Here is a 26,291-nt window from a genome sequence, read left to right on the forward strand (position 1 = left end):
TCTTGGACCCCTCTCTCGAAGCGGCGACCCCCCCGCATGCGCACTCGCCCGCGGGCCCGCCCCCTCCCCTGTGGGGGCGGGCCCGCGGGCATCCCGGTCAGTGCACCGGTCAGTGCGTCTCGGTGACCTTGGCGAGGGCGCGGGGCGCGTCGGGGTCCTGGCCCCGGGCGATGGTGACCTCGTAGGCCAGCATCTGCAACGGCAGGATCTCCAGGATCGGCTGCAACTCCTCCAGCACACCCTCGGTCGGCAGCACGAAGCCGGCGGAGGCCGCCTCCACCTGCGGCTTCGGGCCCACGACCACGAGGTCGGCGCCGCGGTCGAGCAGCCGGTCGAGCACCGGCTGCAGGGCCTCGCCGCCCTTGCCGTCGGGGACGATCGCGATGACGGGCGAGACGTTGTCGACCATGGCCAGCGGGCCGTGCAGCAGGTCGGCACCCGAGTAGGACAGGGCCGGGATGTAGCTGGTCTCCATCAGCTTCAGCGCCGCCTCCTTGGCCGTCGGGTAGCCGTAGCCGCGGGAGGTCAGCACCATGCGCTCGGCGAACCGGTAGCGGCCCGCGAGCTGCTTGACCTCGTCCTGGCGGGCCAGGATCTGCTCGGCCAGGTCGGGCAGGACCTTCGCCCGGTCCGCGCCGTCGCCGCCGCGCAGGCCGTCGACGAACAGGTACAGCGCCAGCAGCTCGGCGGTGTAGGTCTTCGTCGCCGGCAGGGCCTTCTCCGGGCCGGCGAGCACGTCGATGTGGAACTCGCTGACCGCGGCGAGCCGCGAGTCGGCGTTGTTGGTCACCGCCAGGGTGATCGCGCCGGCGTCCCGGGCGGCCTGGGTGGAGGCCACCAGGTCGGGCGACCCGCCGGACTGGCTGACGGTGATCACCAGGCAGTCCGTCAGGTCCGGCGTGGCGCCGTAGGCGGTGGTGGTGGACATGGAGGTGAGGCCGCAGGGCTTGCCCAGCTGGATCTCCAGCAGGTACTTCGCGTACAGCGCGGCGTTGTCCGACGTGCCGCGCGCGGTGAGCAGCACGAAGCGGGGGTTCCTGGCCGCGATCTGCTCGGCGACCTCGCGGATCCTCGGCGCGCCTTCGCTCAGGATGCGGCGCAGGACGGCGGGCTGCTCGGCCATCTCGCCGGACATGATCCGACCGGTCGTGGCGGACATGCTGGGTGCCTCCAGTTGGTGTTGCGTGTGGTCCGCGGGGGTCAGCCGCCGGCCTCCTTGCCGGCGATGACCTCAGCGGCGGCCCGCCCGCAGGCGCGGGCGGCGCCATGGGTCGCGATGTGCAGGGCCCCGGCGGGCGGCGACTGCGGAACCCCCATCTCCACCACGACCGTGTCCGGCCGGGCGGCGAGGAGGGAGTCCAGGGCGTCGGCCATCCAGGGGTGGCGGTGGACATCGCGGATCACTGCGACGATCCTACGGTCCGCCGCGTCGTCGAGCACATTTGCGATCAATGCACCGGTACCGTCCCGCTCCGCCTGCTCGCGGCCGTAGGCGCCGGTGAGCGTGCCGGGCAGCAGCTGCGCCAGCTCAGGGCCCACGCCCCAGGGCGTCTCGCTGCCGACCGCGGTGTTCGCGAGCGGGGTGAAGGCCGCCACGAACGCGGGGCCGGCGGGCGGCTGGTAGGGCGCGGCCGGGGTGACGCGCAGGGCGCGGCGGGCGGCGGTGAGGCCGATCGCCGGGGCGGGCGCGCTCCCCTCCTGCCGCGCGCCCGCGCCGGCCGCCGTCCACCGGCCCAGGGCCCGGACGCGGGCCGCGGCGTCGGCCAGGCGCTGCTCGGGCAGCTCGCCGTCCCGCACCGCCCGGACCAGCGCGTCGCGCAGCCGCAGCACGGTGTGCTCGTCGGCGAGGCCGCCGCCGACGCAGATGGCGTCGGCTCCGGCTGCCAGCGCCAGCACGGTTCCGCGTTCGATGCCGTGGGTGTCGGCGATGGCCTTCATCTCCACGGCGTCGGTGACGATGAGGCCGTCGTAGCCGAGGCCGCCCTGCTCGACGGGGGCGCGCAGCAGGCCGTTCAGCGCGGACGGGCTGAGGGTGGCCGGCAGTGCGGGGTCGAGAGCGGGCAGCAGGATGTGCGCGCTCATGATGACCTTGGTGCCGGCGGCGACCGCGGCGCGGAAGGGCACCAGTTCCCGGGTGCCGAGCGTGTCGAGGTCGGTGTCGATGCGCGGCAGCGCGTGGTGGGAGTCGACGTTGGTGTCGCCGTGTCCGGGGAAGTGCTTGGTGCAGGCGGCGACGCCTGCCGCCTGCATGCCCTCGACGTAGGCGGCGGTGTGCCGGGCGACCAGTGCGGGGTCGGCGCCGAAGGAGCGCACTCCGATCACGGGGTTGCCGGGATTGGAGTTGACGTCCGCGGAGGGTGCCCAGTTGAGGTTGACGCCGCAGTCGGCGAGGCGGCGGCCCAGCTCCCTGGCCACCTCGCGGGTGAGCGCGGGGTCGTCGATGGCGCCGAGGGCGAGGTTGCCGGGGAAGGAGGAGCCGGTGCGGGCCTCCAGGCGGGTGACGTCGCCGCCCTCCTCGTCGATGGCCACGAGCACGTCGGGCCGCACGGCGCGCAGCTGCGCGGTGAGGGCCGCCAGCTGCTCGGCGGACTCGATGTTGCGGCCGAACAGTCCGACGGAGGTGAGCCCTTCCCGCAGGTGGCGCAGCAGCCACTCGGGGGCGGTGGTGCCGGTGAAGCCGGGCTGGAGTACGGCCAGTGCGTCGCGGGTGACGGTGTCGGTTTCGTGGACGAGTGTCGTCATGGGCGTGCGCTACCCCTTCACTGCGCCGGAGGTGAGGCCGGTGGCCATCTTCTTCTGGACGATCATGAAGAAGATCACGACGGGTATGGCGATCATGACCGAGCCGGCCATGAGGCCGCCGTAGTCGGTGCCGCGGTCGGTGGTGAAGTTCATCAGCCACACGTTGAGCGTGTACTTGTCGTTGTCCTGCATCAGGATGTACGCGAACAGGTACTCGTTCCAGGCGGTGATCAGCGCGAAGATCGAGGCGGCGGCCAGGCCGGGGGCGAGCAGCGGGAGGATCACCCGCCAGAAGGCACCCATCCGGGTGCAGCCGTCCACCATGGCGGACTCTTCCAGCTCCTTGGGCACGTTGATGACGAACCCGCGGATCATCCAGGTGGTGAAGGGCAGCACCGAGACCAGGTAGACGACGATGACGCCCCAGTACTCGTTGAGCGCGCCGAGCGCGTTCAGCTGCACGTAGATGGGGATGAGCATCGCGGTCGGCGGCAGCAGCTGCACCACGATGAGGACCATCATGAAGGCCTTGCGGCCGGTGAAGTTGAACCGGCCGATGGCGAACGCGGCGATGGTGCCGATGATCATCGCACCGAGCACCGAGGTGATGCAGATGATCAGGCTGGACTGGATGGCGGTCCAGAAGAAGCGGGTCTCGGTGGCCCGGACGAAGTTGTCGAAGGTGATCGAGGTCGGCCACAGCGACTGGTCGTAGCTGCGGATCTCGTGGTTGGGCCGGAAGGCGCTGACGAGCAGCCAGTAGACCGGGAAGGCCATGATCACGAAGGTGATCAGCCCGATGAGGTCGTAACCCCAGCGGCTCTTCCTGCGGTCGGGCCGCAGCGCCGGTTTCCGCGAGGCGGGGTTGGCCTCTTCGGTCGTCGACGCGTCCGGGGCGACACGTGTGGAGGTCGTCACTCGACTTCTCCCGTCTTGAGCAGCTGACGCAGGTAGTACACGGCGACGCCGGAGAGCATCAGCACGGTGATGAGCGCGATGGCGGTGCCCTGGCTGAACGAGGAGCTGGCGAACGCCTTCTGGAAGGAGTAGATGCCCAGCAGCTCGTACTCCGGCTCGGGCTTGTTGCCGCGCATCAGGAAGACCTGGCCGAAGACGTTGAAGTCCCAGATCACCGACAGGGTGGCGACCATCTGGAACACCGGCTTGATGACCGGGAACACCACGTGCTTGAAGACGCCCAGCGGTCCGGCGCCGTCGAGCTGGGCCGCCTCCTCCAGTTCCCGCGGGACCTGGGTGAGCGCGGCGTAGAGGGTGACGACGACGAACGGGATGGCGCCCCAGATGACGACGGCGGCGACGACGCTGAAGCCCTGCTTGGGGTCGAGGAACCAGTTGTGGCCCTGGAGGTCGATGCCCGGGAGCTTGCTGAGCAGGCTGTTGGCGACGCCGTAGTCGGAGTCGGCGAACCAGCGGAAGATCGAGGTGGCCACCAGCAGCGGCATGGACCAGGCGGCGACGAGCGCGCCGGTGAGCAGCAGCCGCACCCAGGTGGACATGCGCTGCATCATCATGGCGATGAGCAGGCCCAGGACCATGGTCGCGGTGACGCAGACGACCATGAACAGCACGGTACGGAAGGTGACGGCCCAGAACTGCGGGTCGCTCAGGATGTTGCTGAACTGCTGGAACCCCACCCAGGGCGGGGTCTCACCGGTCCACAGCTCGCGTCTGCCCATGTCCTGGAAGGACATGACGATCGTGCGCACCAGCGGCCAGGCGAAGACCGCTCCGATGGCGATGATCGCGGGACCGATCAGCAGGTAGGGCAGGAGCGTGCCGGAGCGCTTGCCCGGGCTCCTGCCGTTCGGCCGGTCGGCTCCGGGGGACGGCGCGGGCCCGTCGCCCCCGGGGCGGGACGGCCCGGCTACCGGCGGGTCGGCTGGTTTGGTGTCGGCGGCAGTCACAGTGCTGACCTTCCGTTCGTATCTGTGCACCAGGAGGGCGTGTGCGGGCGGGGGCCTGCGACCGAGCCCCCGCCCTCACCTGCTGACGTGCCGGATCAGGACTCGTTGTTGATGAGTTCGTTGATCTGCTTGTCCGCCTTCTCGGTGGCGTCCTTCACCGAGCCGCCCTTGATGATGTCGTTCAGCATGTTCGGAAGGATCAGCTGCTTCTCGATCGCGGTCCAGCCGGGGGCGATCGGAGTGAACCAGGCGTCCGGCACCGCGTTGGCGATCGGCGCGGTCTCGGGCTTGTCCTTCAGCGGCTCGAGCTGCTTGGTGTTGTTGGGCAGGATGTTCTTGGAGACCAGCACCTCCATGGACTTCTCGCTGGTGAACATCGAGACCCACTCTTCGCCCAGGTCCTTGACCTTGGACTTCTCGATGATCGCGAGGTCCGAGCCACCGATGAAGGACGGCAGGGCCTTGCCGTTCGGGCCGGGCATGCCGGCCGTGGCGATCTTGCCCTCCAGCTTCGGGTTGCCGCTCTCGCCCTCGACGACGGAGCCGGCCTCCCAGCCGTTGCCGTAGATGAGCGCGGCCTTCTCGTTCGCCATGACGTTGGCGTGGTCCTGCTCGTCCTTGGTCTTGTCCGCGTTGTTGTACGTGTTGACCAGGTCGACGAAGTGCTCCAGGCCCTTCTGCGCCTCGGGCGTGCTGAGCGTCGCCTTCCACTCCTTGGCGCCCTCGTCGTACTCGGCGATCTGGCCGCCGTAGGCCGCGACGTAGGACATCGCGGCGTACCAGTACTTGCCGGGCAGGTAGAGCGAGGAGAACGCCTTGTCCTTGCCGTACTCGTCCCCGACCTCGGCGAGCGCCTTCTTCAGGTCGTCCTCGGTCTGCGGCAGCTCCTTGGAGCCGGTGGCCTTCTCGAACATCTCGGTGTTGTAGACCGCGACACGGGCACCCGCGTAGTAGGGCACGCAGAACTGCTTGCCCTCGTAGGTGCAGGTGTCCTTGAGGCCGCCGATCCAGGTGTCGGAGTTCTCGTACTTCTCCGGGTCGATCTCCGCGAGAGCGCCGTTGAGGATGTAGGTCATGGTCTCGGTGTTGCCGAGTTCCACCACGTCGGGGAACTTCGTGCCGCCGAGCGCGGTGTCGAGCTTCTTGGCCTTGTCACCCCACTGCTGGTACTGGACCTTGACGTCGACATTGGGGTACTTCTTCTTGAACTGCGCGTTGACGTCCTTGACCAGTTCCGGCCAGGTGCTCTCCGCGTCGTTCATCAACCAGACCGTCAGGGTCTCGTTGCGGTCCTTCGGGTCCTTCGACGAACTGTCGGTGTCCGACGACCCGCAGGCAGCCACACCCGCCATCATCGCCGTGACACCAATGGCCGCTATGAGCTTGCGCTTCACGTCACCCTCCTCGGGGATGCCAGGAAACCTCCCGCCCACCGCGGAGACATACGACGAGGTACTGCCCGTGGGGCTGGGATTGGTCTTTAATGGTTTAGACCAGTGCCCGCAGCTTGGCCTAGACCTATAGGGGTGTCAAGGGTGTATAAGAAGGGCAGTCCGGTCCGTTACCGGAACGACACCTGAGCCGGGAGCCCCTCGCCGCAGGGGCCCGTGCCACGATGTGAGCCGCTACGACGGAGTCGGAGGAAGCCGGTGACGGCAGCAGCAGGACAGGAACCGGGGAGGCGTGCCATGGCAGCCGGGGTGGACACGGCCCTGCCGTCCGGCGGCAACAGCGCCGACGCGAACGGCACGAACGGCAGAACGGCCCGCGTACCCAAGTACTACCGCCTCAAGCGCCACCTGCTGCAGATGACCGAAACCATGCCGCCCGGCACACCCGTGCCGCCCGAACGCACCCTGGCGGCCGAGTTCGACACCTCGCGCACCACCGTGCGCCAGGCGCTGCAGGAACTGGTCGTCGAGGGACGCCTGGAGCGCATCCAGGGCAAGGGCACGTTCGTCGCCAAACCGAAGGTCTCCCAGGCACTGCAACTGACCTCCTACACCGAGGACATGCGCGCCCAGGGCCTGGAGCCCACCTCGCAGCTGCTGGACATCGGCTACGTCACCGCCGACGACCGGCTCGCCGGGCTGCTCGACATCGACACCGGCGCCCGGGTGCTGCGCATCGAACGGCTGCGGCTGGCCAGCGGCGAGCCGATGGCCATCGAGACGACGCACCTGTCCCAGAAGCGCTTTCCCGCGCTGCGCCGCAGCCTGGTCAAGTACTCCTCCCTGTACACGGCCCTGGGCGAGGTCTACAACGTCCACCTCGCCGAGGCCGAGGAGACCATCGAGACCTCGCTGGCCTCACCGCGCGAGGCCGGGCTGCTCGGCACCGACACCGGCCTGCCGATGCTGATGCTGTCCCGGCACTCCTTCGACCGGCAGGGTGAGCCGGTGGAGTGGGTGCGGTCGGTCTACCGCGGCGACAGGTACAAGTTCGTGGCGAGGCTCCAGCGCCCCGAGGAGTGAGCGCCGCGCACCGGGTCGCGCGCCCCGGCTCCGGGGCGGCCCTCACACGGTGTGCACGGGCGGATGAGCGGAGTGAGCCGTTCACCGCACAGAACGACCGTTCCTCTCTCGGACCGCCGACGCCCTGGTGACGTCCGCCGACAGCACGGCCTAGATTTCCTGCGCGTCAACGACCGAGACCACGCGCAGGAACGGAGCCGCCGCATGGCCGAGCCAGCCGCCCCGACCGCCCGGGAGCCCCAGAAGCGGGGCAGTCCGGCGCCGAGGACGATCGTGCTGTGGACCGCGGTCGCCCTGGTGGGCGCACTCGGCTGGGCCATGCTGGCACTCTCCCGGGACGAGGAGGTGTCCGCCGCCTGGATGGTGGCCGCCGCCCTGGGCTCCTACGCGATCGGCTACCGCTTCTACAGCCGGTTCATCCTCCACCGCGTGCTCAAGGCCGACCGGAACCGGGCCACGCCCGCCGAACGGCTCAACGACGGCGTGGACTTCCACCCCACCGACCGCCGGGTACTGCTGGGCCACCACTTCGCGGCGATCTCCGGGGCCGGCCCGCTGGTCGGCCCGGTCCTCGCCGCGCAGATGGGCTATCTGCCGGGCACCATCTGGATCATCGTCGGCGTGATCTTCGCCGGCGCGGTGCAGGACATGGTGGTGCTGTTCTTCTCCACCCGGCGCAACGGCAAGTCCCTGGGCCGGATCGCCCGCGAGGAGATCGGCCCGATCGGCGGCGTCGCCGCCCTCGTCGCCGTCTTCACCATCATGATCATTCTGATCGCGGTGCTGTCGCTGGTGGTGCTGAACGCGCTGGCCGAGTCGCCCTGGGGCACGTTCTCCACCGCGATGTCCATCCCCATCGCCCTGTTCATGGGCGTCTACCTGCGGTGGATCAGGCCCGGCCGGGTGGCGGAGGTGTCCGCGCTGGGCATCGTGCTGCTGCTGTTCGCCATCACCGCGGGCAGCTGGGTGGCCGACTCCTCCTGGGCGGCGGCCTTCACGCTGGACAAGAGCACGCTGGTCGTCTGGCTGGTGGTCTACGGGTTCGTCGCCTCGGTGCTGCCGGTGTGGATGCTGCTGGCCCCACGCGACTACCTGTCGACCTTCATGAAGATCGGCACCATCGGCCTGCTGGCCGTCGGCATCGTGGTGACGCTGCCGATGATGAAGATGGAGGCGGTCACCGATTTCGCCACCCGCGGCGACGGGCCGGTCTTCGCCGGCTCGCTCTTCCCGTTCGTCTTCATCACCATCGCGTGCGGCGCGCTGTCGGGTTTCCACGCGCTGATCTCCTCGGGCACCACCCCGAAGATGATCCAGAAGGAGACCCAGGTCCGCATGGTCGGCTACGGCGGCATGCTGATGGAGTCGTCGGTCGCGGTGATGGCCATGACGGCCGCCTGCATCCTCGACCCCGGCCTGTTCTTCGCCATGAACGCGCCGCCCGCGATCATCGGCGACACCCTGGAGTCGGCGTCCCAGACCATCACCGGCTGGGGCTACACCATCACCCCGGACCAACTCGCGGAGGCCGCCCGGGAGGTCGAGGAGGGCTCGATCCTCTCCCGCACCGGCGGCGCACCCACCTTCGCGCTGGGCGTGGCGTACATCTTCGCGGGAGTCATCGGCGGCTCCGGCATGGTCGCCTTCTGGTACCACTTCGCCATCATGTTCGAGGTGCTGTTCATCCTCACCGCCATCGACTCCGGCACCCGCGTCGGCCGCTTCATGCTCCAGGAGATGATCGGCAACACCCAGCCGCTGCTCAGCCGGGCCCGGCAGGCGTCGTGGATGCCGGCCGGCCTGGGACGCGGCATCGGCAGGATGGAACCGACGCTGGGCCGCTTCCGCGAGGTCGGCTGGATGCCGGGCGCCTACCTCACCAGTGCCGTGGTCGTGCTGGCCTGGGGCTACTTCCTGTGGGTCGGTGTGCACGACCCGCTCGGCGGCATCAACCAGCTGTTCCCGATCTTCGGCATCTCCAACCAGCTGCTCGCCGCCGTCGCGCTCACCGTCTGCACCGTGCTGCTGGTGAAGTCCGGGCGCCTGAAGTGGGCCTGGGTGACGGGTGTGCCGCTGGTCTGGGACGCGGTGGTCACGCTCACCGCGAGCTGGCAGAAGGTGTTCTCCGGCGATCCGCGGGTCGGCTTCTTCAGCCAGCGGGCACGGGCCAAGGAGCAGATCGCCAGCGGCGAGTTCAGCGGCCAGGAACTCCAGGACCTCCAGACGATCGTCACCAACACGACCGTGCAGGGCACGCTGTCCGCCGTGTTCGCCGTGCTCATCGTCGTGGTCATCGCCGACGCCGCGCGCATCTGCGTCAAGGCCGTGCGGAACCCGGAGACGGTCGAGCTGAAGGAGGCGCCGTTCGAGCAGTCCCGCCTGATCGCCCCGGCCGGACTGTTCCCGACCAGGGAGGAGAAGGCGGAGCTGGAGGCGGCGGGGCTCGGCCCCGGCGGCGGCGTTCCCGAGGAGCGGGAGGTCAGCCGGACATGAGCGCCACCGCGGGCCTGCGGCACGCCACCGCGCGACTGTGGTGGTACGTCCGCGAGTTCACCGGCGAGACCGCCTACGACCGGTACGTGGAACGGCACCGCCGCGAGCACCCCGGGCAGCCGCCGCTCAGCCGGGGCACCTTCGAGCGGCGCCGTACCGACGCCCGCGGCAGCGACCCCCGCGAGGGTTTCCGCTGCTGCTGACCGCCGCTCCCCCTGCGGAGGGCCGCCGCCCGGCGTGCGCCCCTCCGCAGGGGGAGCGGCGGCCCTCCGTCCGTTCCCGAAGAACCGCCACAGGACGGGAAGTTCCGGGCCGACACAAGATATGGGGGTGCTGGACGGGCGCACCACTAGATGTATGCTCACTCTCGCTGTCGACGCAGGGGAACCCGGTGTGATTCCGGGACTGTCCCGCAACGGTGAGCGCAGGCCCTCGGCCTGCGTGAGTCCGAGTACCTGCCGGCGGCGTGTGAACACGTCCGGGCCCCGAGGGATGGGCCGCGGGACGCTGCGCGGCATGCCGTCCCCGGCTGAGGCCCGCACGCGCCCTCGCGCCTCCCACCGGGCCCCCGCCCAGCGAGGGAGAGCACGTCCAGTGACCATCGCACCCCCGGAGTCCGTGTCCGCGGTGCTGCTGCGCACCCTGACCGACCTCACCGCAGACCTGCCGGCCACCGACCCGTCCAGAGTGGCGGCTGCCGCGCTGCGGGGCCGCCACGCGGGGTCGGACGAGGCGGAGCTGCGGTCGCTGGCCGTCGAGGCCGCTGCCGGACTCATCGGTGACGAGCCGGAGTACTCCAGGCTCGCCGCGCGGCTGCTGACGCTGGCCGTCCGCGACGAGGCCGCCGGGCAGGGCGTCACCGCCTTCTCCGAGTCGGTCGCCACCGGGCACCGCGAGGGCCTGGTCGCCGACCGCACCGCCGCCTTCGTCGCCGCCCACGCCCGGGCGCTGGACGACCTGGTGGAACGGGCCCTGGCCGACGGCGCCGACGACCGGTTCGGGTACTTCGGCCTGCGGACCGTGCACTCCCGCTACCTGCTGCGCCACCCGCTGACCCGGCAGGTCATCGAGACGCCCCAGCACTTCCTGCTGCGGGTCGCGTGCGGCCTGGCCGCCGACGACAGCGCCGAGGCACTGGCCGAGGTCGCCGAGCTGTACCGGCTGACCAGCACACTGTCCTATCTGCCGTCGTCCCCCACGCTGTTCAACTCCGGCACCCGCCACCCGCAGATGTCCTCCTGCTACCTGCTGGACTCCCCGCTGGACGAGCTGGACTCGATCTACGAGCGGTACCACCAGGTGGCGCGGCTTTCGAAGCACGCCGGCGGCATCGGGCTGTCCTTCTCCCGCATCCGGGCCAGGGGCTCGCTGATCCGCGGCACCAACGGCCACTCCGGCGGCATCGTGCCGTTCCTGCGCACCCTCGACTCCTCGGTCGCCGCCGTCAACCAGGGCGGTCGCCGCAAGGGCGCGGCCTGCGTGTACCTGGAGACCTGGCACGCGGACGTCGAGGAGTTCCTGGAGCTGCGGGACAACACCGGCGAGGAGGCCCGGCGCACGCACAACCTGAACCTGGCGCACTGGATCCCGGACGAGTTCATGCGGCGCGTCGAGGCCGACACCGGCTGGTCGCTGTTCTCCCCCGCCGACGTGCCGCAGCTCGTCGACCTGTGGGGAGCGGAGTTCGACCGGGCGTACCGCGACGCGGAGGCGGCCGGGCTCGCCGTGAGGTCGGTGCCCGCCCGCCAGCTGTACTCGCGGATGATGCGCACCCTCGCGCAGACCGGCAACGGCTGGATGACCTTCAAGGACGCCGCCAACCGCACCGCCAACCAGACCGCCGAGCCGGGCCGGACCGTGCACTCGTCGAACCTGTGCACGGAGATCCTGGAGGTCACCGACAACGGCGAGACGGCCGTGTGCAACCTCGGCTCGGTCAACCTGGCCGCCCACCTGACCGGTGAGGGCGACGGCCCGCTCACCGTCGACTGGGAGCGGCTGGACCGCACGGTACGCACCGCGGTGACGTTCCTGGACCGCGTGGTGGACGTCAACTTCTACCCGACCGGGGAGGCCGGCACCTCCAACCTGCGCTGGCGGCCGGTGGGTCTGGGCCTGATGGGCCTACAGGACGTGTTCTTCCGTCTGCGGCTGCCGTTCGACTCGCCCGAGGCGCAGCAGCTGTCCACCCGCATCTCGGAACGCATCATGCTGGCCGCCTACGAGGCGTCGGCCGACCTCGCCGAGCGGGACGGACCGCACCCGGCCTGGGAGTCCACCCGCACCGCCCGGGGCGTGCTGCACCCCGACCACTACCCGGACGCCGAGGTGACCTGGCCGGAGCGGTGGGCCGCGCTGCGCGCCCGCATCGCCCGCTCCGGGATGCGCAACTCGCTGCTGCTGGCGATCGCGCCCACCGCCACCATCGCGTCCATCGCCGGCGCCTACGAGTGCATCGAGCCGCAGGTGTCCAACCTGTTCAAGCGGGAGACGCTCAGCGGGGAGTTCCTCCAGGTCAACGCCTACCTGGTCGCGGACCTCAAGCGGCTGGGCCGGTGGGACGAGCGGACCCGGGAACTGCTGCGCGAGGCCAACGGCTCGGTGCAGGACCTGCCCGGGCTCCCGGAGGAGCTGCGCGGGCTGTACCGGACGGCGTGGGAGCTGCCGCAGCGTGCGCTCATCGACATGGCGGCGGCCCGTACGCCGTTCCTCGACCAGAGCCAGTCGTTGAACCTGTTCATGGCCGCGCCGACCATCGGCAAGCTCAGCTCGATGTACGCCTACGCGTGGAAGCGCGGCATCAAGACCACTTACTACCTGCGGTCCCGCCCGGCCACCCGCATCGCGCAGTCCGCGCGCGGTACCGCCGTCCCCGCCCAGCAGCCACCGCCCGCTCCCGCCGGGCCGCCGGCGCCCGCCGCCGACGCGGACGCGGTCGCCTGCTCCCTGGAGAACCCCGAGTCCTGCGAGGCATGCCAGTGATGACCACCCAGCCCACCACCGCCCGGCCCGCCCGACCCGCCCAGAGGGCCGCGGACGCCGCGGACGCCGCGGACGCCAAGGTCACAGCGCCCGCCCGGCCCGTCCGCAACCTGCTCGACCCGGGCTTCGAACTGACCCTGCGGCCGATGCGCTACCCGGAGTTCTACGACCGCTACCGGGACGCGATCAAGAACACCTGGACGGTCGAGGAGGTGGACCTGCACTCCGACGTGGCCGACCTGGCCAAGCTGTCGGCCGGCGAACAGCACATGATCGGCCGCCTGGTGGCCTTCTTCGCCACCGGTGACTCCATCGTCGCCAACAACCTCGTGCTGACGCTGTACAAGCACATCAACTCCCCCGAGGCCCGGCTGTACCTGTCGCGCCAGCTGTTCGAGGAGGCCGTGCACGTCCAGTTCTACCTGACGCTGCTGGACACCTACCTGCCCGATCCGGACGAGCGGGCCGAGGCGTTCGCGGCGGTGGAGAAGATCCCCTCGATCCGGGAGAAGGCGCAGTTCTGCTTCCGCTGGATGGACTCGGTGGAGAGCATCGACCGCCTGGAGACGGCGGCCGACCGGCGGCGCTTCCTGCTGAACCTGATCTGCTTCGCCGCGTGCATCGAGGGGCTGTTCTTCTACGGCGCGTTCGCCTACGTCTACTGGTTCCGTTCGCGGGGCCTGCTGCACGGCCTGGCCACCGGCACCAACTGGGTGTTCCGCGACGAGAGCTGCCACATGGACTTCGCCTTCCACGTGGTGGACACCGTGCGGGCCGAGGAGCCGGAGCTGTTCGACGAGGAGCTGCGCGCCCAGGTCGTCGACATGATGAAGGAGGCGGTGGAGGCCGAGCTGCAGTTCGCCCGCGACCTGTGCGGCGACGGGCTGGCCGGCATGAACACCGAGTCGATGCGCGCCTACCTGGAGTGCGTCGCCGACCAGCGGCTGGTGCGGCTGGGGCTGGAGCCGGTGTTCGGCTCGGAGAACCCGTTCTCCTTCATGGAGTTGCAGAACGTGCAGGAGCTGACGAACTTCTTCGAGCGCCGCGCCTCCGCCTACCAGGTGGCGGTGGAGGGCTCGGTGTCCTTCGACGACGAGTTCTGACCGCCCGCCCGCAGCCCGCCTTCACCCGACGGGCCCGCTTCCGGGCGGGCCCGTCCTCGGCGGTCAGTTCGGTGGTCAGTCGTTCGGCGGTCAGTCGTTGGGGACGGTGTCGTAGCGCGGTGTGCCCTCGGCCATCTGCCCCAGTGCGTCCTTGCGCTCCCGCTTGGAGAGGCGGTCGATGTACAGGCGGCCGTAGAGGTGGTCCGTCTCGTGCTGCAGGCAGCGGGCGAAGTAGCCGGTGCCGCGCACCGTGATCGGCTTGCCCTCGGCGTCCTGGCCGCGCACCACCGCGAAGTCGGGGCGGGCCAGCGACGCGTACGCGCCGGGCACCGACAGGCAGCCCTCGTTGCTGTCGTCCAGCACGCGCCGCTCGGCCGGCAGCTCGTCCAGCACCGGGTTGACCACCACACCGACGTGCCGCACGCCGTCGTCGTCCGGGCAGTCGTAGACGAAGACCTTGCGGTCCACGCCGATCTGGTTGGCGGCCAGCCCCACGCCCTCGGCGGCCCGCTGCGAGGCGAACATGTCGTCGACCAGCCGGGCCAGCTCGCCGTCGAACTCGGTGACGTCCCGGCACTCCCGGTGCAGCACGGGGTTGCCGACGACGGTGATCGGCCGGGCGGTCCCGCGAGCGCGGTACGCCTCCTCCCGCTCCTCGCAGTCCACGGTGTCGTCGACGAACTCGTCGACCGGCTCCGATCGGGTGTCCTGCTGCTGCGCCATGCCGCCGTTCGCCTTCCTCGCTGCCGGCCCACACCTGCCGAGTGGGTCGCCCTACAGGGTACGTGGCGCGGGCACCGGCTCAGCAGACCTCTTCGAGATCCCGCCACTCACGGGTGTCCGGGCTGTCCGCGACCCAGCCGTCCAGCAGCCCCCTGACCAGGCCGGCGGGCGCGGCCAGCCCGCACTCGCGTTCGGGCACCCACGGCTGGCCGGGGCCGCCGGGGCTCATGTGGCCCAGCGGGCCGGGCTGGCCGGGCGCGCTGTGGTCGTGCGGGTCCTGGCGGACGGTGCCGTCACCCTCGTCGCTGGGCATGCGCGACTCCGAGCAGGACCGGCAGAGCAGCCGCACCGAGGACGACCAGTCCTCGGCGGCGTACCCGGCGTCGGCGGCGAGGCGCTCCAGGGCGTCCCGGTCGTCCTCGGTGGCTGCCTCCAGCAGCACCACCCAGGTGGGCACCGGCGACGGTGCCCAGAGTTCTATCTCGTCGAACACCGGATACGCCGACAGGGTGCCGCCCGCGGTGAGCGTGCGCTCGCCGTGCGGGACGCCGTCGTGCAGCACCACCTCACCCCAGCGGCGCCCCGACGAGGGCAGCGGAATGGACTGGATCTCGATGCGGGCCGGGTCCAGCCGGCGCCCCCACACCACCTCGGCCTCACCCTCGGGGGACAGCCGCACGGCCGCGCCGCCCAGCTCCATGCCGCGCGGCTCGGAGGTGCCTGCCGTGTCGGAGGCCGTCACCGGCACCCGCAGGCCGTACGCCTGCCAGGCGCGGCGGGCCAGCGGCCAGTCCTGGAGCGCGGTCGCGGCGATGCCGACGTTCCACCAGTCGGGTGCGCCGGTCGCCCGGTCCAGCAGCGCCACCGCCCGCAGCCCGGCCGTGCGGGCCTGCTCCCAGTCGTGCCGGAACTTGTGCAGCAGCGCCAGGTTGAACCAGGACTCCGAGAGCCACGGTTCCAGGTCGGCGGCACGGGTGAGCAGCGCGCCCGCGTCCTCGTAGCGGCCGTCCCCGATGAGCGTGAACGCCCGGTCGGTCGCCAGCCGCCAGTCGGTTGACGGTCGGTGCCGTGCCCTGCCGAAGATCCTCACGATGATCCCGCCTGATTCCCGCCTGTTGGAGGTGGTGCCCGATAGCGGGCCCGTCAACGGTCCCTCTCCTCGCATCCAACCATGCCCGCTGAGGGGCCTGCTCATTACCCGTCGGCCGGACGGATCCCGGACATGTTCCCCGCCTGCCGGCCCCCAGCTTGCGTCAGTCCGACGCGCCGCGCGAGACGACGCCGGCCAGCGCCTCCACCACGCGGGGGTCCAGCTCGTGGGCCGTGGCCAGTCTCAGCTGCTCCAGGGCCCGCAGCGACCCGTCCACCGGGCCGCACGCCCCGGCGGCCACCCGCCGGTGGTCCTCGTAGGCGTTGGCGGCACGCACGATCCGGGCCGGCAGCGGCTGGCCGCGGAAGGGGTCGGCCTGCCGCTCGACGATCACGGCGACCTCCTCCCTCACCCCGGACTGCCGGGCCACCGCGCCGCCCAGGCGGGCGATGCGGCGGCGGCTGTCGGCCGCGAGCAGCTCGGTCGCGCCGCCGGGCACGGGGTCCAGCAGCGACAGCTGGCCGATGTCGTGCATCAGCGCGGCGTACTCCAGAACGGTGAGTTCGGCCTCCGGAAGCCCGAGGCGGCGCCCGGTGGCCCGGCTCAGCTCGGCGACCCGGCGGGCGTGACCGGGCGGGGTGTGCCCGGCGACCTCGGTGGACCGGGCCAACGACGCGATGGTCTGCCGGTAGACGGTCTGCGAGGCGCCGTAGCGGCGCAGCGAGAGCTGCGTGAGCAGCAGCGGCACGCAGAACACCGGCAGCGCCCACAGCCCGGCGGTGGCGACGGCCGGGGCGATGACCGCGCCCGTCGCGCACACCGCCGAGCCGATGCCGCGCAGCGCGCGCAGCTCGTCGCGCAGCAGCGCCGCGAACGGCCGGCCGGCGCGGCCGGCAGACAGCGCGGCGCCGAGCACCGCGTCGCTCAGCCCGGTGAGCACCAGGACGGCGAGCATCACCACGACGTGCCACTGCCCGTGCGAGGCGGCCGGGCCGAGCGCGCCGGAGGCGTGCAGTGGCTGGAAGCAGGCGGCGGCGAACGCCACCGTGAGCACCCGCCGCGCGAGCCCGTCGGCGGCGGGCACCCCGCCGGGCGGTTGCCGCCGGGCCAGGCCCAGCAGCACCGCGGCGGCGGTGACGGTGACGGCCTGGGCGGCACCGGGCGCGGCCGGTTCACCACCGGACTCCACCAGCAGGGCGTAGCCCAGGGCCGCGGCGGCGGCGAGTGGCGCGGCCTCGCCGTCACCCGGCAGGGCCGCGCGGAGCAGTTCGCCGGTCAGGACCACCAGGCCGAAGGCGACGGCCACGGCGGGGTCGTCCAGGCCGTGCCGGAGCGTCCAGCCGAGTGAGGCGGCGGCGACCAGGACCGCCGCCGCGCGCACGGTGAAGCCGACCGGGCTCACCGGTGGCGGCCCGTCGGGTCGAGCGCGGCGGCGGTGCGGGCCGCGGGCAGGTCGGGGGCCGGTCCGTCGGCGGTGACGGCCGGCGACCAGCCGCCGCGTTCCAGCGCGCGGACGAGGGCCCGGACCATCCGCGGGTCCAGCTCCCGGCCGGCGCACCTGCGCAGCTCGGCGACGGCCTCGGCCACCGGACGGGCACGCCGGTAGCTGCGGGTGGAGGTCATGGCGTCGAAGGTGTCGGCCACGGCCACCGCGCGGGCGGTCTCCGGGATCTCCTTGCCGCGCAGCCCGTGCGGGTATCCGCTGCCGTCCAGCCGCTCGTGGTGGTGCAGGATCGCCGCGCGGGCCTCACCGAGGAAGGAGATGCCGCGGACCATCTCGTGGCCGTACTCCGGGTGGAGCTGGATGATCCGGCGCTCCTCGTCGGTCAGCGGCCCGGCCTTGCGCAGGATTCGGGTCGGCACGCCCAGCTTGCCCACGTCGTGCAGGATTCCGGCGAGCCGCAGCGCCTCGGTCCGGTCCGCGTCCATGCCCAGTTCGGCGGCGATGAGTGCCGAGGCCCGCCCGACCCGCTCGCTGTGCCCGCGGGTGTAGCGGTCCTTGATGTCGACGGCCTGCACCAGGGCTCGCACGGTGGCCCGGTGCGCGGCGCGCTCCCGCTGGTACTGCGCGACGACCCAGCAGCCGGTCACCATGGGCATCAGCACGCACAGTGCGGCCGGCGGCCCGTAGGGGCCGACCCACAGCAGCGCCGTCATCAGCCCGGCGAGGCCGTGCACCAGGTGCGGGACCAGGCCGCGCAGCAGGCGCCCGCGCCACGCCGCCCGCGGTGAGCAGCCCTCGGCGGCGACCAGGACGCCTCCGTCGGACAGCGTCAGGAAGAGGCTGAAGGCCGCGGCGGCGGCCAGCGCGGGCAGCAGCAGGGCGGGAGCCGGGCGGCCGAGCGCGTCGGCGCTGCCCAGCAGGTGGTGGACGAGCGCTGCGGTCCAGACGGCCAGGCCGAGCTGCGCGGCGTGCCAGATCCGGCGCGCGGCGCGGTGCGGGCGCCCCCCGGCGGTCCGGCCCAGCAGCGCGCCCGGCAGTACCGCCAGCAGCGCGGCGGGGGGCGGCAGCAGCAGGGCGGCGGCAAGCGGGAGCGGGGTGGCCCATCGCGGCGGTGAACCGCCCGGGTCGGCCGGGGCGCTGATCTCCTTGGGCATGCGGTGCGCCAGGAGCGGGCATCGCGGCAGCCACTCGCAGGCGGCGTAGGCCAGGGCGAGCAGGGCCACGGTGGGCCAGTGCGTCCGCGTCAGGCCCTGGGCCGCGGGCAGCAGGCCCGGGGCGGCAGCCAGAGCGCAGCCGGCCACGGCGGCGCCGATGTACGTCCTGGCACTCCACGGCAGCGGCCGTTCCCGCATCGCGCACCCCTTTGTCCTCCGCGTCGGGAGAATAGGAGCGCGCGACGGTCGCAAGCGGGCTTATCCGGTTATTGGCCGGTCACTTGCGAGCGGATTAACCCCTTCGAGTGAACATCCGGCGCGATTCCTGGCTTTGCCGGTGAGGCTGGGTCAGGTGAGGTGCTTGCGCGCCGCCGGGGCGCCGCTCACCGCGTCCTGCTCGGTGTCGGAGGCCTCGGGCACGCCGTGGGAGTAGCCGGTGGTCTCGATCACCGCCTCGTCGGGCACGGCCTCGCCGGCCCGGATCAGCTCGATGCGGCCCATCACCTTCGAGCGCAGGTCGGTCGGCACGTCGTCATGGCCGCAGCACCGCTTGACCAGCTTCTTGACGGCCTGTTCGAGGCCGTACTTCTCCAGGCACGGCGAGCACTCGTCGAAGTGCTCGGCGAGCTTCGCGCGGTCGCCGACCGGCATCTCCTGGTCCAGGTACTCGTATAGGTGGTCCAGGACTTCGGAGCAGTCCGTCTCGTGAGGGTCTCCGCAGCTCATGAGGTGGAACCTTTCCGGTTGTGCGACGCGTCGGCCGGGCCGGAGTCGGCCGAGGCCCCGGCGGGCGCCAGCCCCCGGTCCCGCGCATAACCCTCCAGCATGCCCCGCAGCTGGCGGCGCCCGCGGTGCAGCCGGGACATCACCGTACCGATGGGGGTACCCATGATGTCGGCGATCTCCTTGTAGGCAAAGCCTTCTACGTCCGCGAGGTAGACGGCGATCCGGAACTCCTCGGGAATGGCCTGGAGGGCCTCCTTCACGTCGGAGTCCGGCAGGTGGTCGAGGGCTTGGGACTCGGCCGAGCGCAGACCGGTCGACATGTGCGACTCGGCCCTGGCCAGCTGCCAGTCCTCGATCTCCTCGGCGGCGCTGCGCTGCGGCTCGCGCTGCTTCTTGCGGTAGGAGTTGATGAAGGTGTTGGTCAGGATGCGGTAGAGCCACGCCTTGAGGTTGGTGCCCTCCCGGAACTGGTGGAAGGACCCGTACGCCTTGGCATACGTCTCCTGCACGAGGTCCTCGGCGTCCGCGGGGTTGCGGGTCATGCGCAGCGCGGCGGAGTACATCTGGTCGAGGAAGCCGAGTGCGTCGCGCTCGAAGCGCGCGTTGCGCTCTGCGTCGGTCTCCTGCGGGGCGCTGTCCGAACGGTCCTCGGTCCCGGCGACCGTACCCACCTCCTCCGTGACGGTGGCGAGTCCGAGAGCGGACCCGCCCGAAACGGAGAATAGACGACGATCCGCACCCTCCGCCGCCTGAGACCGGCCCGCGCCGGCCAGTGCGAGCGTGGCCCAGTCCAGCTCGGCGGCCTTGGGGCGCTGCGGGCAAGCGACTGAACCCATAGGGGTGGCTCCCTCTCCATCACGTCGTGGCGGTGCGGACACCGCGCTCCTCCCCGGCACGCACGCGTACCGGTGTACCCGTGACAACACGGCGACGGCCGGACGCATTCCCGGCCGTCACCCGATGTCCCAAGGGCTGTCCGGCCGGTCTCGGTGCGGACCGGGGGCACCGAAACCGCCGGGGAACACCGAACCACCGGGGAACACCGAACCACCGGGGAGCTGAGGCCCGCCGCCGCCCGCCGCGCCTCACAGCCGGTCGAGCCTCACCGCCCGCCGCGCCTCACAGCCGGTCGAGCCACTCGGCCACCGACGAGGTGAGCAGGTCCAGCGCGGCCGGCTGCCCCAGCAGCGGCTGGGGGGCCACTCCCGACTCGGCCGCCCGGGCAGCCACGTCCTTGGGCAGCCGGGCGGGGACGGCGAAGGCGTGATCGGCGTACGGCACCTCGACCAGAGCGGCGGTGGACGGCAGGTCGGGGAACTCGCCGGGCCGGCCGAACGTGTCCCGGCCGCCCTGCACGACGAGCAGCGGCACCTCGTGCGCACCGGTCGGCAGCTCGTCGGCGCGGGAGCGCTCCGGACGGCCCGGCGGGTGCAGCGGGAACGCCAGCGCCAGGACCGCTGCGGCGCCCAGTGCCGACGCGGTGCGGCAGGCGACCCGCGCTCCGGCGCTGCGGCCGCCGGTCACCACGGGTACGCCCTCCTCGGTGAGGGCGGGCCACAGCTGCGTCCACGCGGCGTCGAGCGCGCGGGGCGCCGGGGCCAGTTTCCGACCGGCGACCCGCCACGGCTGCTCGACCAGGGCGACGGTGAACCCCGCCGCCGGCAGCGCGGCGGCGAGCGCCTGCAGGTCCCGCGCCTCGATGCCGCCGCCCGCGCCGTGGCCCAGGGCCAGCACACGGCGGGCGCCGGGAGCGCGGAACCAGGTGATGCGCGCCTCCCCCGCCGTCGTACCGACCAGGGACGTGCCGCTGGGCACCGCGCGGGCCGGCTCCGGCCCGGCGGCGCTCACCGCCCGACCCCGCCCGCCGGGACCGGACGGGGGTGGCGGTGAGGACCGGGGCGGGGGCCGCGGCGATGATCCTGGCGAGCGTCGTGGCGAGCGTCGTGAGGAGGGTGCACTAGAACAGGGTGCCCTCTTCCGGGGCCTCCAGCTCCGTCAGCAGCTCCGGCGCGTTGTTGCGCACGTTGCTGACCGCGGTGCTGACCGGGTAGGCGCGGTGCCTGCCGGTGGGCAGGTCGGCGAGCAGCGCCCGCAGTTCGTCGACGCCGCTGCGGCGCGGGTCGAGCCAGGCGTCCCAGCGGTCCGGCGGCAGGGCCACCGGCATCCGGGGGTGGATGTCCGCGAGCGACGACGGGACGGCGCCGCCGTCCGCCGAGGGCAGCGGCGCCTGCTCGGCCTCGGTGGTGATCACCGTGCAGGTGGCCCACCAGGCGCGCGGATCGCCCTCCGGCAGGGTGCTGTCCCGCCAGAACTCGTACAGCCCGGCCATCGCGAGCACCGAGCCGTCGGCGGGGGTGACGAAGTAGGGCTGCTTCCGGGGGCGCTTGCGGCGGCCCTGCTGCTCCAGGTCCAGTTCGGGCCGGGCGGTGACCCACTCGTAGTAGCCGTCGGCCGGCAGCAGGCAGCGCCGGGAGGTGAAGGCACGCCGGTAGGAGGACTTCTCGTGCACCGTCTCGGCCCGCGCGTTGATCATCTTGGCGGCCGTGTCCGGGGACTTCGCCCAGGACGGCACCAGGCCCCAGCGCAGCGGGCGTAGTTGGCGCACCGGTTCCGGACTGCCGGAGTCCTTCACCGGGCGCTCCAGGACCGCGTACACCTCCTTCGTCGGTGCCACGTTCCAGTCCGGTGCGAGCGCCTCGGTGGGCTCCCACCTGCCTATGTCGAAGAGCGAGACCAGGTCCTCGGGCTGCCGGCTCGCCGCATACCTACCGCACATGCGGTCCAGCCTGCCACGCGGCACCGACAACCGACGCGGACTTCCGCCGAGCGGCGCGGACATCGCCGAGCGGTCCTCCGTCCCGGCTGCCGGGCGCCCGGCAGCCGGGACCGGTGCGGGAGCAGCGGCGGCACTCTGGTGGGATGGCGTCCGTTGGGCAGTGGCAGTGGCAGTGGGGGCAGCAGCACTAAGGGGACGGACGCATGAACGTCGACAGCTTCACCGAGATGTGGGACCAGGTCTTCGGCACCCAGGAGACCCCGGCCCTGTGGCTGGTGATCGCGACCGGCGTGGTCGCGCTGGCGGTGGTCGGCACCCGGCTGTCCTGGCGGGTCGCGAGAAACGCGGTGACCATCGCGCACGAGGGCGGCCACGGCCTCGTCGCCCTGCTCACCGGCCGCCGCCTGGAGGGGGTGCGCCTGCACTCCGACACCTCGGGGCTGACCGTCTCGCGCGGCAAGCCGACGGGCATCGGCATGGTCCTCACCGCCGCCGCCGGGTACACCGCGCCGTCCCTGCTGGGGCTGGGAGGGGCCTGGCTGCTCGCGGCGGGCCACATCACGGCGCTGCTGTGGGGTGCCACCGCCCTGCTGCTCGCACTGCTGGTCATGGTCCGCAACGCCTACGGCGTGCTGAGCGTGGTGCTCACCGGTGCGGTGTTCCTGCTGGTTTCCTGGCTCACCGAGGCGGGCGTGCAGGCCGCGTTCGCCTACGGCGTGGTGTGGTTCCTGCTGCTGGGCGGGGTCCGGCCCGTCTTCGAACTGCAGAGCAAACGACGCGGGGGCGGCGCGCCCGACTCCGACGCCGACCAGCTGCACCGGCTGACGAACGTGCCGGCCGGCGGCTGGCTGCTGCTGTTCCACGCCGTGTCGCTGTGCTCGCTGATCGGCGGCGGTCGCTGGCTGCTCGACGTCTGACCGGCGCCGCCCGCCGGGGACCGCTGTGTGGCGCACGCCGGGTGGGCGGCCGGTCAGCGTGCCCGGGCCTCGATCCGCACACCGCCGTCGTCACCGGGCAGGACCAGGGCGGCGCCGGTGCCGACCGCCTCCACGATGCCCGCGACGGCCGCGTCCAGTCGGGCGGCGGCCGGCATCGCCGGCGGCTGCCCGGCCACGGCACGCCCGGCGAAGCCCGTCTCCAGGTGCGGCAGCCGGGCGTCGACCACCGCCACCTTCCGCTTGCGCTGCTCACCGCGGACAGCCGTGAGCCAGGCGCTCAGCGCGCACTTGGCCGCGCTGTAGGCGGCCATGCCGGGCTGCGGGCGGTCCACCAGCACACCGGTGATCGCTGCCACCGCACCACCGGACGGCAGCAGGGGCAGCGCTCCGCGCAGGACGGCCATCGGGGCGAGCGCGTTCACCGCCATCAGGTGCTCCGCGACCTCGTCGGGCAGCTCGTCGGCGGGGCCGAAGGCGGCCACTCCCGTCGCGCACACCACCGCGTCCAGGCCGGACAGCTCCTGCCGTGCCCAGGTCGCGAGCGCCCCGCAGCCGTCCAGGTCGTAGGCGTCGCACTCCCGGGTGGGCCGTCCACCCAGTTCGCCGGACCGCTCGGCCAGCCGCCGCGTGTCCCGGCCGGCCAGCGCCACCTGCGCGCCGCGGGCGGCCAGTTCACCGGCGAGCGCGCCGCCGATCACACCGGTGGCGCCGACCACCAGCACCCGGGCTCCGTCGAAGTCCATGCGCTTCTCCCTCTCGGCTCGTCCGGCCCCCAGAGTCACCCGGACCGTCACCACGCCCCGGGAGGACGCGCCGCAGCGGCCCGGCGTGCGCGGCGGTAGGCCGGGGCTGGGGCGCCGGGGGCCCGGGACACCGGGGGCCCGGGGCGCTCGGGGCGTCACCACCGGGAGCGCCGTCCGCCGGGCGGCATACCATCGACCGGCGCGGACCGACCCGGCCGCCGTCCGCCCCCACGTCCCGGAGCAGCAGCGATGACGACGGCGCCCACCGCTCCCGGGCGGCCCGAACGCCCCCTGCCGGTGCCCGTCGCCGCCACCCGCCGGGAGGAGGGCCGCGTGCTGCCGCAACTGCTGTGGCGGCTCGCGCCGGGCAGCCGGGTGTGCAGCACGGCCGTGTTCGGCGGCGGCATCGGGGAGCGGCGCTGGGTGCTCAACGCGCAGGTGCCCGCCGGCTACCGCCGGACCGACCCGGCCGCCCACCTCGCGCAGATCGCCGGCGCGGCCGGGCTGCGCGGCCCGGGCGCCGGGCTGATGACCGCCGCCGACGTCAGCCGCGCCACCGAGGCGCACGACGACGGCGTGCACGCCGTGGTGACCACGGGCCTGGGCGTGCGCACCTGGGCCGCCTCACCGGCGCCCGGCGCTCCCGGCGCACCTCCGGCCGGGACGGTGAACATCGTCGTGTCCCTGCCGGCGCCGCTGGCGGACGCCGCCCTGGTCAACGCCGTGGCCACCGCCACCGAGGCGAAGGTGCAGGCGCTGCTGGACGCCGGACTGGACTGCTCGGGCACGCCGTCCGACGCCGTCGCCGTCATCGTGCCGGCGCTCGCCCCCGGGCGCACCGCCGAGCCCTTCGCCGGCCCCCGGTCCCGCTGGGGCGCCCCGCTGGCCAGGGCCGTGCACGCCGCGGTGCTGGCGGGCGCCGCGGCGGACCGGGCCGACGGGAAGTCCGCACCCGGTCGGAACGTCCCGCCCGCCCGTGCCGCGCAGGCGCATCCGGGCAGGCCCTCCGAGCGGTAGTGGGGATACCGCTGACCGCCCGTCGGAGCCGGTCCGGCGTGCCCGTGTGCCGCGGGCGGTCGCCGGTCAGCCGGACCTGGTGGTGGTGAAGGTGGTGCAGCCCGGCCCGATGGCCCGCCCCTGGAGTCGCCGCGGGGCGGCCGGGTCGTACCGGGCGGCCAGGTCGCCCATCTCGTATCCGGCGGGCTGCTGGATCCAGCGGTCGCCGAAGAGCCGCAGCACACCGTCCTCCCAGGTACCGACCATGACGAACGAGCCGCTGGCCACGCCCGGGTTGGAGGGCACGGGGAAGAAGGAGAAGACGGCGTGCACCTGGCCGTCGGTACCAGGCCCCACGGTCAGCTGGAGACCGGTTGTCCCCTGCAGGCACTCGTAGGTCCCCTGCCAGGTACCGGCCACCGCCAGTACGGACGTGCCGGAGGACGGCCGGGGTTCGGCGCTGTCGCCTCCCGTGCCTCCGGGGTCGGGGCCGTCCGTCGCCGGACGGCCGTCGAGTTCGCCGCCGCCGGGCGTCGACCCCTCCGTGCCGGAGCCGTGCGTCCCGCCCGATCCGCTGCCCGCGCCGCTGAGCGCGTACCCGCTCCACACGACCAGCCCGGCCACCAGCACCGCGGCGATCACCGACCACACCGTCACCACCGCCGTGCCCGTCCTCCGGCCGGGGTGACCGGCACCGGACGGAGGGCCGGGGTGACCGGGATGCCCGGCCGGCCCCGGCTGCCACGTCGGCCCACCCCTCCCCCACTGCCCCTGCGGCTGCGGCTGCGGCTGCGGCCAGGGGGGCGCCGGAGTCCCGGGCGGAGTGCCCTGACCCGGCGCGGGGTCCGGCACGGGGCCCGATGACGGGTCAGGGCGCGGCGCAGGCCCCGGACCCGGCGCGGGGTCCGCTGCGGGCCCGTGCGTCGCGGTGGTCTCGTCCGTGCGTGCGCGGACCGTGGCGGCCACGGTCGGCGGCAGCCAGCGCGCGCCTGAGAAGGCCACCGTGCCGCCCTCGCTGCCGGCGGCCCCCGCCACCGACGCCAGCAGCTCCTCGACCTGCGGGCGCCGCGCGGGGTCCTTGTCGAGGCAGCGCGCCACCAGTTGGGCGAGTCTGCCGGAGAGCGCGTCCAGCTCCGGCTGCTCGTGCACGACGCGGAACATGAGGGCCTGCGCCGATCCGCTGCCGAACGGCCCGGTGCCGGAGGCGGTGAAGGCCAGGACCGCGCCCAGCGAGAACACGTCGCTGGCCGGTCCCACCGGGCGGCCGGTCAACTGCTCGGGCGACATGAACCCGGGTGTGCCGACCACCATGCCGGTCCGGGTGAGCGCGCTGGCCTCGCCGGCCACCGAGATGCCGAAGTCGATGACCCGCGGCCCGTCGGAGGCCAGCAGCACGTTGGACGGCTTGAGGTCCCGGTGCACGAGGTCGGCTGCGTGCACGGCCTCCAGCGCCTCGGCCAGGCCCGCGGCCAGCGCGAGCACCGACGGCTGCGGCCACGGGCCGTGCGCGGCGACCGCCTCGTCCAGCGAGACGCCCGGCACGTAGACGGTCGCCAGCCAGGGCGGGGCCGCCTCCGGGTCGGCGTCCACCACCCCCGCGGTGAAGGCGCCGTTGACGCGGCGGGCCGCGACGACCTCGCGGCGGAAGCGCTGCCGGAACTCGCGGTCCTCCGCCAGTTCCGGCCGGACGACCTTCACCGCGACCGCCCGGCCGCCGCGGGACAGGCCCAGGTACACCCGGCCCATGCCGCCGGCGCCCAGCCGTCCGACGATCCGGAAGCCGCCGATCTGCCGCGGGTCCGCGGGTTCGAGTCGCTGCACGGATTCCACTGGTCCCCCAGCCCTCGCGCCGGACGTTCCACCCCCGTAGTGACCCGGCGTCCCCGCCCGGCGCGGTTCCGGCCGGAGCCGGTTGGTGGTGCGGGACGTCGAGACCCACATGGTGCCGCACCCGACCCGTGGCGATCCGGCGATCCGGCGAT

22 protein-coding genes and 1 riboswitch are annotated in these 26,291 nt (G+C 72.9%); of the genes, 7 read left to right on the top strand and 15 right to left on the bottom strand.

Annotated elements, in window-relative coordinates:
- Nucleotides 1–109: 109 nt before the first annotated feature.
- The 5 genes from QNO07_RS25270 to QNO07_RS25290 form a co-directional block, all read right to left on the bottom strand.
- The gene (locus QNO07_RS25270; RefSeq protein WP_283994751.1) at nucleotides 110–1,159 is read right to left on the bottom strand and encodes an SIS domain-containing protein; all 1,050 of its coding nucleotides are present in this window, start codon (nucleotides 1,157–1,159) and stop codon (nucleotides 110–112) included.
- 41 nt (nucleotides 1,160–1,200) lie between these two features.
- Nucleotides 1,201–2,742 carry a glycoside hydrolase family 3 protein gene (locus QNO07_RS25275; protein ID WP_283994752.1) on the bottom strand — a complete coding sequence of 514 codons (1,542 nt, stop codon included), beginning with the start codon at nucleotides 2,740–2,742 and terminating at the stop codon, nucleotides 1,201–1,203.
- A 9-nt stretch (nucleotides 2,743–2,751) separates the two neighbouring features.
- Nucleotides 2,752–3,585 carry a carbohydrate ABC transporter permease gene (locus QNO07_RS25280; RefSeq protein WP_283994807.1) on the bottom strand — a complete coding sequence of 278 codons (834 nt, stop codon included), beginning with the start codon at nucleotides 3,583–3,585 and terminating at the stop codon, nucleotides 2,752–2,754.
- Between the two features lie 71 nt (nucleotides 3,586–3,656).
- Complete coding sequence (locus QNO07_RS25285) at nucleotides 3,657–4,667, bottom strand: carbohydrate ABC transporter permease (RefSeq protein ID WP_283994754.1); 1,011 nt, start codon at nucleotides 4,665–4,667, stop codon at nucleotides 3,657–3,659.
- A gap of 95 nt (nucleotides 4,668–4,762) precedes the next feature.
- Nucleotides 4,763–6,061, bottom strand: coding sequence for a sugar ABC transporter substrate-binding protein (locus tag QNO07_RS25290; protein WP_283994756.1), 1,299 nt, complete (start codon nucleotides 6,059–6,061; stop codon nucleotides 4,763–4,765).
- A gap of 294 nt (nucleotides 6,062–6,355) precedes the next feature.
- Here QNO07_RS25290 and QNO07_RS25295 point away from each other — a divergent pair, with 294 nt between their 5' ends.
- From QNO07_RS25295 to QNO07_RS25315, 5 genes are all read left to right on the top strand, one after another.
- Complete coding sequence (locus tag QNO07_RS25295; RefSeq protein ID WP_283994758.1) at nucleotides 6,356–7,141, top strand: GntR family transcriptional regulator; 786 nt, start codon at nucleotides 6,356–6,358, stop codon at nucleotides 7,139–7,141.
- 204 nt (nucleotides 7,142–7,345) lie between these two features.
- Complete coding sequence (locus tag QNO07_RS25300; RefSeq protein ID WP_283994760.1) at nucleotides 7,346–9,634, top strand: carbon starvation CstA family protein; 2,289 nt, start codon at nucleotides 7,346–7,348, stop codon at nucleotides 9,632–9,634.
- Nucleotides 9,631–9,837, top strand: coding sequence for a YbdD/YjiX family protein (locus QNO07_RS25305; RefSeq protein ID WP_283994762.1), 207 nt, complete (start codon nucleotides 9,631–9,633; stop codon nucleotides 9,835–9,837). Before QNO07_RS25300 ends, QNO07_RS25305 begins: the two co-directional genes overlap by 4 nt.
- 154 nt (nucleotides 9,838–9,991) lie before the next feature.
- Nucleotides 9,992–10,111: riboswitch (cobalamin riboswitch) on the top strand.
- Nucleotides 10,112–10,228: 117 nt separating this feature from the next.
- Nucleotides 10,229–12,616 carry a ribonucleoside-diphosphate reductase subunit alpha gene (locus QNO07_RS25310; protein WP_502961936.1) on the top strand — a complete coding sequence of 796 codons (2,388 nt, stop codon included), beginning with the start codon at nucleotides 10,229–10,231 and terminating at the stop codon, nucleotides 12,614–12,616.
- A 146-nt stretch (nucleotides 12,617–12,762) separates the two neighbouring features.
- Complete coding sequence (locus QNO07_RS25315; RefSeq protein ID WP_283994808.1) at nucleotides 12,763–13,719, top strand: ribonucleotide-diphosphate reductase subunit beta; 957 nt, start codon at nucleotides 12,763–12,765, stop codon at nucleotides 13,717–13,719.
- Between the two features lie 90 nt (nucleotides 13,720–13,809).
- Here the strand turns inward: QNO07_RS25315 and def are convergent, their stop codons facing one another.
- The 8 genes from def to QNO07_RS25355 all read right to left on the bottom strand — a co-directional run bounded on the left by def (nucleotide 13,810) and on the right by QNO07_RS25355 (nucleotide 21,632).
- A complete protein-coding gene (def, locus tag QNO07_RS25320; protein ID WP_283994765.1) occupies nucleotides 13,810–14,442 on the bottom strand; it encodes a peptide deformylase in 633 nt (210 codons plus the stop codon).
- Between the two features lie 79 nt (nucleotides 14,443–14,521).
- Nucleotides 14,522–15,532 (bottom strand): tetratricopeptide repeat protein, encoded by a 1,011-nt coding sequence (locus QNO07_RS25325; RefSeq protein WP_283994767.1) that lies wholly within the window; start codon nucleotides 15,530–15,532, stop codon nucleotides 14,522–14,524.
- Between the two features lie 163 nt (nucleotides 15,533–15,695).
- Entirely contained in the window at nucleotides 15,696–16,934 is a 1,239-nt protein-coding gene (locus QNO07_RS25330) for an HD-GYP domain-containing protein (protein WP_283994768.1), read from the bottom strand.
- Nucleotides 16,931–18,328 (bottom strand): HD-GYP domain-containing protein, encoded by a 1,398-nt coding sequence (locus tag QNO07_RS25335; protein WP_283994770.1) that lies wholly within the window; start codon nucleotides 18,326–18,328, stop codon nucleotides 16,931–16,933. The genes QNO07_RS25330 and QNO07_RS25335 overlap by 4 nt, the downstream gene beginning before the upstream one ends.
- A 150-nt stretch (nucleotides 18,329–18,478) precedes the next feature.
- Nucleotides 18,479–18,856: a mycothiol system anti-sigma-R factor gene (gene rsrA / locus QNO07_RS25340; protein ID WP_283994771.1), complete on the bottom strand. Its 378-nt coding sequence runs from the start codon at nucleotides 18,854–18,856 to the stop codon at nucleotides 18,479–18,481.
- Nucleotides 18,853–19,692 (bottom strand): sigma-70 family RNA polymerase sigma factor, encoded by an 840-nt coding sequence (locus QNO07_RS25345; RefSeq protein WP_283994772.1) that lies wholly within the window; start codon nucleotides 19,690–19,692, stop codon nucleotides 18,853–18,855. Before QNO07_RS25345 ends, rsrA begins: the two co-directional genes overlap by 4 nt.
- A 283-nt stretch (nucleotides 19,693–19,975) precedes the next feature.
- On the bottom strand, nucleotides 19,976–20,704 hold the full coding sequence (locus QNO07_RS25350) for an alpha/beta hydrolase family protein (RefSeq protein WP_283994774.1): 729 nt from the start codon (nucleotides 20,702–20,704) through the stop codon (nucleotides 19,976–19,978).
- A 109-nt stretch (nucleotides 20,705–20,813) separates the two neighbouring features.
- Nucleotides 20,814–21,632 (bottom strand): SOS response-associated peptidase, encoded by an 819-nt coding sequence (locus tag QNO07_RS25355; protein ID WP_283994775.1) that lies wholly within the window; start codon nucleotides 21,630–21,632, stop codon nucleotides 20,814–20,816.
- A gap of 203 nt (nucleotides 21,633–21,835) precedes the next feature.
- Between QNO07_RS25355 and QNO07_RS25360 the strand changes: the two genes are divergently transcribed.
- Nucleotides 21,836–22,549: a M50 family metallopeptidase gene (locus QNO07_RS25360; RefSeq protein WP_283994776.1), complete on the top strand. Its 714-nt coding sequence runs from the start codon at nucleotides 21,836–21,838 to the stop codon at nucleotides 22,547–22,549.
- 53 nt (nucleotides 22,550–22,602) lie between these two features.
- Here the strand turns inward: QNO07_RS25360 and QNO07_RS25365 are convergent, their stop codons facing one another.
- On the bottom strand, nucleotides 22,603–23,313 hold the full coding sequence (locus tag QNO07_RS25365) for an SDR family NAD(P)-dependent oxidoreductase (protein WP_283994778.1): 711 nt from the start codon (nucleotides 23,311–23,313) through the stop codon (nucleotides 22,603–22,605).
- Between the two features lie 249 nt (nucleotides 23,314–23,562).
- On the opposite strand from QNO07_RS25365, the gene QNO07_RS25370 reads away from it, so the two are divergent.
- Nucleotides 23,563–24,330: an adenosylcobinamide amidohydrolase gene (locus tag QNO07_RS25370; protein ID WP_283994779.1), complete on the top strand. Its 768-nt coding sequence runs from the start codon at nucleotides 23,563–23,565 to the stop codon at nucleotides 24,328–24,330.
- 66 nt (nucleotides 24,331–24,396) lie between these two features.
- Here the strand turns inward: QNO07_RS25370 and QNO07_RS25375 are convergent, their stop codons facing one another.
- Nucleotides 24,397–26,130, bottom strand: coding sequence for a serine/threonine-protein kinase (locus QNO07_RS25375; protein WP_283994780.1), 1,734 nt, complete (start codon nucleotides 26,128–26,130; stop codon nucleotides 24,397–24,399).
- Nucleotides 26,131–26,291 lie beyond the last annotated feature (161 nt).

Source organism: Streptomyces sp. 549 (assembly GCF_030124175.1).
Classification (GTDB): Bacteria; Actinomycetota; Actinomycetes; order Streptomycetales; family Streptomycetaceae; genus Streptomyces.

What these genes read in the sequence shown, in the direction of transcription:
- QNO07_RS25270 (WP_283994751.1), bottom strand. Translation starts at nt 1,159, where the DNA reads ATGTCCGCCACGACCGGTCGGATCATGTCCGGCGAGATGGCCGAGCAG.
- QNO07_RS25275 (WP_283994752.1), bottom strand. Translation starts at nt 2,742, where the DNA reads ATGACGACACTCGTCCACGAAACCGACACCGTCACCCGCGACGCACTG.
- QNO07_RS25295 (WP_283994758.1), top strand. Translation starts at nt 6,356, where the DNA reads ATGGCAGCCGGGGTGGACACGGCCCTGCCGTCCGGCGGCAACAGCGCC.
- QNO07_RS25300 (WP_283994760.1), top strand. Translation starts at nt 7,346, where the DNA reads ATGGCCGAGCCAGCCGCCCCGACCGCCCGGGAGCCCCAGAAGCGGGGC.
- QNO07_RS25305 (WP_283994762.1), top strand. Translation starts at nt 9,631, where the DNA reads ATGAGCGCCACCGCGGGCCTGCGGCACGCCACCGCGCGACTGTGGTGG.
- QNO07_RS25315 (WP_283994808.1), top strand. Translation starts at nt 12,763, where the DNA reads ATGCGCTACCCGGAGTTCTACGACCGCTACCGGGACGCGATCAAGAAC.
- def (WP_283994765.1), bottom strand. Translation starts at nt 14,442, where the DNA reads ATGGCGCAGCAGCAGGACACCCGATCGGAGCCGGTCGACGAGTTCGTC.
- QNO07_RS25335 (WP_283994770.1), bottom strand. Translation starts at nt 18,328, where the DNA reads ATGCGGGAACGGCCGCTGCCGTGGAGTGCCAGGACGTACATCGGCGCC.
- rsrA (WP_283994771.1), bottom strand. Translation starts at nt 18,856, where the DNA reads ATGAGCTGCGGAGACCCTCACGAGACGGACTGCTCCGAAGTCCTGGAC.
- QNO07_RS25345 (WP_283994772.1), bottom strand. Translation starts at nt 19,692, where the DNA reads ATGGGTTCAGTCGCTTGCCCGCAGCGCCCCAAGGCCGCCGAGCTGGAC.
- QNO07_RS25355 (WP_283994775.1), bottom strand. Translation starts at nt 21,632, where the DNA reads ATGTGCGGTAGGTATGCGGCGAGCCGGCAGCCCGAGGACCTGGTCTCG.
- QNO07_RS25360 (WP_283994776.1), top strand. Translation starts at nt 21,836, where the DNA reads ATGAACGTCGACAGCTTCACCGAGATGTGGGACCAGGTCTTCGGCACC.
- QNO07_RS25365 (WP_283994778.1), bottom strand. Translation starts at nt 23,313, where the DNA reads ATGGACTTCGACGGAGCCCGGGTGCTGGTGGTCGGCGCCACCGGTGTG.
- QNO07_RS25370 (WP_283994779.1), top strand. Translation starts at nt 23,563, where the DNA reads ATGACGACGGCGCCCACCGCTCCCGGGCGGCCCGAACGCCCCCTGCCG.